Source organism: Synechococcus sp. 1G10, assembly GCF_002252625.1.
GTDB lineage: Bacteria > Cyanobacteriota > Cyanobacteriia > PCC-6307 > Cyanobiaceae > Regnicoccus_A.
In genome coordinates, this window is sequence record NZ_NQKW01000045.1 from 1 (window position 1) to 5,208 (window position 5,208).

The window sequence follows — 5,208 nt, forward strand, 5'->3', positions numbered from 1 at the left end:
AAAGCCACGCTGCCCCATTGATTTGGTATTTTCAACGCATCTATTGTATCTGCATGGCAGCATTCTGGCAAGTCAATCTTATTTTTCGAGGTGCCCTCAAGTAGACGAGGCCAAACAAAATCCAGACCCCAGCCCATAGGAGCCTCCTCATCCAACGGGAACAGAACTTCAAAACAGCTCGAATGCGCACAGAACAGCGGCCCAATTTCTACAAAGTTAGTATGTCTAGACTCTATTCCATGGACTTGGGACACAAAGAAGTGGTCAATGTAGCTACTGTGCGTACGGGCAGGCTGTGATAGAGAATATTGACGCATGGAAACAATTTCTAGAAACCGATCTAGAAAATAATCACATAGATTGACATCGTCATCAATGACTACAACGTACTCGTAATCAGCTAAGTCGACATTAGCGAGAAGTTGATTCACTACTAACGTCTTTTCAATGCGCTGCTGCTGCTGAAGATATGTAAGAGAATAAAGAGCCTGCGGAGGTGGCTTTGAGCCTAGAAGTGCCCACCGACAATCAACGTGCCAATTTCGAGAGCTCAGCAACTTCTGTGTTATGTCCACAGCAAGATTGGGCTTGTCGACAAGATAGACACCTACTACTAATACAGATATTCTTGGCTGAGAGGCACTACTTATCATAGCCTATATCTCTCCAAGAAGTAATAAGCGCAAGGTAGAGTAAGCAGATGTTGGAGAAAATCTACTTTCCACAAGCTTTGCGGCCTCAGTAGAGATTGTGCCCCATAAGAGCGGGTCAGAATAGGCTTCAATAAGAGCATCTGAGAATGCGTCAGACGTATCACCGATCATTCCATGCAAACGATGTTGCACATCAAACCCTTCAAATGCAATTGAGGTTCCAATAACAGGTAAACCATAACTCATACTTTGACCAACTTTCCCTTTCATGCCAGCACCATATCGTAGTGGAGCGACGAATAAGCGCACAGATGCAAAGATCTCGTCTAGACTTTCAAGATACCCAATCGGATTCACTTCCTTGGATCTAAGCTGGCGTATCTTGTCTGGCATCTTGCTTCCAACCACATGAAGAACTACTTCAGGTAGACGTTTTCGAATCTTTGGAAGTATTTGCTCACAAAAATATTGAATTGCATCAACATTGGGAGCATGATCAAAGCCGCCAACAAAGAGTATGCCGTTACGACTGCTAAAGGAAGTGGAATGCAGTGACTTTACGCTAGAGTGAATATTTGGAATAACATAAACTGACTCCTCGCTAATATCATCAGATAGAATACTCTTCTCTTCTTCTGTTACAACCGCTACCTTGTCTGACGTGCGGGCCAAAAATAATTCGCAATCTCGATAACTCAGCGCGAGTCTATTCAGCTCCTCAGATTCTTGTGAATCCTCTCCGCAAATCTCAAGTCCGCGCAAAAATCTAATAAAATGAAGATCTACTGTATCATAGATAAGTTGAGCACTTGAAGCATAGCATCTCACCAACGGTGCATAGCATATAGCAACCTCAGGGCGACTTATGAATACCGTAAGGTACTGGGCTCCATATTTCTGCAAGTGATGCATTCCGCATTGGCGTCCAGAAATAATATTTATGCCGAGACTCAGCAGAAGATCTACATATCTGCTATCGGAAGCAACAGAGTCGCTTATGAAGTCAATACCTTTTCCAAAACATGCAGCAATCTTTAGGATTTCGTAAATCCGACACGAGCCTGAATCCTTGTCTGGCTCTGGTAGCTTCCAATCGATGAAGAGGATTCTTGTTGCCTTGATGACAGAAAGCTTGGTTGAGGTATCATCAAGATTTAAGAATGTACCCTTCCATTCAGACTCGGATGATATTGGATGGTGATACGAAGTCAATAATAAGTCATTAGTCTCACGTAAGTCATCCTCAAAATCAGTGGATCGATCGATCTGATTGCCACTGATCGGAACTTTATCTTGGGTGGCGTCGTTATTCGCTATCGTGACCTCATATGCTTGACTCATGCGAGGTCTAATTATGTCCAAAAGCTTTCGAGGCAAGGCAGTGAGCTTCCAAAACCGTGAATTAATAACTTGACTAAGAGTATCTTGAGACTGCTTAAATGAGTTTGTGATTAGAGCTGACTCTAGCCGGAGCGAGTTTCGATCCAATTCCATCATGGCCAAGGACGACTGAACTGTCAGAAGATCACCTGCTTGGTCCTGAAACTGTACCTGTAACAGCTGATATGACTCTTGTAGTTGATCAAGTAAAACTTGCTTCTGGAATAACTGTTCTTGTGAGCATGCAAGCATATCTTCTGCATCTTGAAGGCGTTTATTCCTTGAGTCAAGCTCCGCACTAACTGCTTCAGTTTCTGGCTGATAGAAATCAACTACCCTTTTGGTCGATAATTGATGCTTCTGCAATAAAGCAATATGATGCTCGGGTTCAGATTGCTGCTCACTTCTGTCCGCGTAAACTTCTCTAATGTTCATGCCACTCCTCCTGCACCAGGCTACGTTTTGAGAGATGTCTTCTGCAAACTCTAGGCCAAATGCGGACAAGCAAGCAGGTGTGTAGTTTCTAAGTATTGCGGTGAACGAATAAAGTCTTTCAATGTCCTTGCTGCTGTTGCAGATCAGAGCTAACCCATCGGCGGCCATTAGCATAATTATGCTATCTGTGATCTCCAGCCAGCAATTGCTCGGAATCACGCCGAGATCAAGGAAAAGGAGATTGGCCCAAGCTGTTGGAAAGCGCTTTAGCGCGTTGGATGTCCAAAACTGTTCTGTTTCAGAAGGAGGTACTGCAATGTGATTCAGCCATGTTGGTCTCGTTTCAAAAAGAACGTCCAAAAGTTGTATATCACTAAAGTCAGCACAGCTTATAACTGACTTTCTTGTTGCTAGCTCATTGCCAAATGATCTAAGAATTCCAGTCATTGCAGTACAAATTCAGCGGCTGATGTATTGGGGTGCAAGCGAGGGCGCTGGAAACGTCGATTCGAAATGGCATAATTCACAAGCGATTGCTAGGCAAATGGTCCATATGCCGAACCACAAGACAAAGCCTCCTCTAATATTTCTACTCTGAGAGCATGATGAAACTTGGATAAATCTTAATCCAATCACTACTAGTTCCTGCAGCCGTAGGGATTATCGGCCAATTCTCCAATCCTACACTTGATTAGGCAGCAAGCTCCGTTTGAGGCCTTGCCGCCTAGACTGGTATAAATGTACCAGCGCTACCTGCCATGGCCATGAGTCGAGTTCAGTTCCAGGCCGGCCTGTCGCTGCCAAGGTTTATCGAGCCCTGCGACACCGAGGAGAAATGCGAGGCCGCCCTGGAGCAAGCGCGCTGGCCTGATGGTTTCCTTGCCCCCGCTGTGAGTGCAAGGAGTACGGACTGCCCGATGTCAACTACGTAGGCGGCCGCTTTGCATCACAGGACTGTTACCAGATTTGATTGACACTTGGTAACACTGGCTTCTTCCTGTCCAGCTACTCCAGTCCGCGCCCTGCCTTCCCTTCTGCTGCTCCTACGTGCGGAAGACTGGCCAGGTGTGGCTCAGTGTTACCGCCGCCTTCCTTGCCAAGCGTTTGGATCCTGGGTTGTCCATGCCCATGACGCCGACCTCACCCTTCCTCATCGTCAAGGGCAATCCGCCAAGCCCCGCCCGGGGGCCGGCCGCAACAACGCAACGGCACGACCGGGCTCCCTGCCCATGGGGTTGCTCTGGGTTCTATGGCCTGGCCCCATGAACCTGTGATTCCGTCGTCTTTGCCAGTTCTGCCTCGATTCGCTGCAGTCGATGGCTGCGCAGACGCCGGTGCAACGTGCACATCTGGCGCTCGCTGTAGCGCTCCGGGTTGTGGGCCATCAGCCGCTCCATCAGCTCCTGGGAGCTCAACAGAGGTTCCTCCTCCAGCCACCGCTCGATCAGCGCCACATCGGGCTCGAACGGATCTGGCCGGTTCCGCTTCCCTGTTCGTGGTTTCGCTGGCCGGAGCCTGGGCTGGCTTGTCTGCCAGAGCGTCTGCAGATCCCCTAGAAACACCTCCAGCGACCGGCTCTCGCCTGTTCTGTCCGTTGTTGCCTCTCCTGGTCCCAGACCAGCTGCCTGCTCACCGCTGGCAAGCAGCGCCAGCTGACCCTGGCAGCGGCGGATCGCCTCCAGCAACGCCAGCGGGTCGCTGCCGCGCTGCAGCTCCCGCAGCTGAGCCCCCCCTCTCCGCGCTCACCTGCCCCCGTCCCGTTCACTGCTCTTGAGCTTGCACGACGGCTGGAACAGTTTTGTAAACAGTCGCAGGGCCCCGTACAGCTCCCCCAGCACCTGGGCCGCCTCCAGGCCCACCAGCCGCTGGTAGCCCACCACCCGACGCACCAGCATGCCGTTCTTCTGTTCGACCCATGCTTGGTTGTTGCTCTTGTAGGCCCTGGAGCGGGTGAGCACGACCTCGTGACCAGGCCGGTTGCACCAGGCCTCCATCAGGCTGTTCATGAACACCGGGTCGTTGTCGGCATCGATGCCCCGCAGCTGATCCGGCAGCACCACCGCTCCGTCGCGCATCACGATCGGCAGGCTTTCGCTCCAGCCGGTGGCAATGTCGGTGGCCATCAACGTCCACAGGAACCGGCCCTCCATCCGCCCGCCGCAGTGGGCCACCAGGTCGATCTCCAGCCAACCCGGATCGTGGTGGTCCTCCCATCCCTTGAATGTGCGCACCGGCACCCGGCGACGTACGGCGCCAGCCGTTGCCCGCGCTCGCCTTGCGGATGGGGGAGAGCAGCCGGTCGATCGTGGCGCTGCTCATCGCCAGCAGCTGCTCACGCACTGTTCCCTCGAGGCTCAGGTGGCCATGGCTCTCCAGCGAATCCACCAGCAGCGGCTGCAGCGGCTGCAGCGCCTGCAGCCGTTTACCGCACAGACGGTCGCTCGCCTCCCACAGCGGCACCAAGGCCTCCAGCACCTCCGGGCCGTAACGGCGCTGATGGTGGGGTTTCTGGGGCCCCAATGTCTCCGGTGGATCCACGCTCTCAGGTGGTTCAGGGCGATTCAGCCGCTGCAGCAGGGATTTACGGTTGTAACCGGTGAGCCCTTGCAACGCATCGAGCAGCCGCCGCTTTCAGGGCAGGGGTGATTCAAAGTGTGTCACAGGCGCTCTGGCCTGAGCTGCCAGCATGGGGTTGGCTCGGTGGTATCGCCTCCTCCTTGTGCTCGACACCGCTTCTGCC

At 51.9% G+C, this 5,208-nt stretch carries 4 protein-coding genes and 1 pseudogene; 1 reads left to right on the forward strand and 4 read right to left on the reverse strand.

Translation table 11 applies throughout. The annotated features are described in order from the left end of the window. A partial coding sequence (locus CJZ82_RS19245; protein WP_233130360.1) for a hypothetical protein occupies positions 1 to 431 on the reverse strand: 431 nt, incomplete at its 3' end. Between the two features lie 225 nt (positions 432 to 656). Further along, positions 657 to 2,915 (reverse strand): glycosyltransferase, encoded by a 2,259-nt coding sequence (locus tag CJZ82_RS17200; protein ID WP_094556954.1) that lies wholly within the window; start codon positions 2,913 to 2,915, stop codon positions 657 to 659. 311 nt (positions 2,916 to 3,226) lie between these two features. On the opposite strand from CJZ82_RS17200, the pseudogene CJZ82_RS19250 reads away from it, so the two are divergent. Next, a pseudogene (locus CJZ82_RS19250) lies at positions 3,227 to 3,375 on the forward strand (transposase); the annotation flags it as partial. Between the two features lie 340 nt (positions 3,376 to 3,715). On the opposite strand, the gene CJZ82_RS17210 reads toward CJZ82_RS19250, so the two are convergent. Further along, positions 3,716 to 4,153 carry a hypothetical protein gene (locus CJZ82_RS17210; protein WP_094556955.1) on the reverse strand — a complete coding sequence of 146 codons (438 nt, stop codon included), beginning with the start codon at positions 4,151 to 4,153 and terminating at the stop codon, positions 3,716 to 3,718. 57 nt (positions 4,154 to 4,210) lie between these two features. Further along, entirely contained in the window at positions 4,211 to 4,699 is a 489-nt protein-coding gene (locus tag CJZ82_RS17215) for a hypothetical protein (RefSeq protein WP_094556956.1), read from the reverse strand. Positions 4,700 to 5,208: the final 509 nt, after the last annotated feature.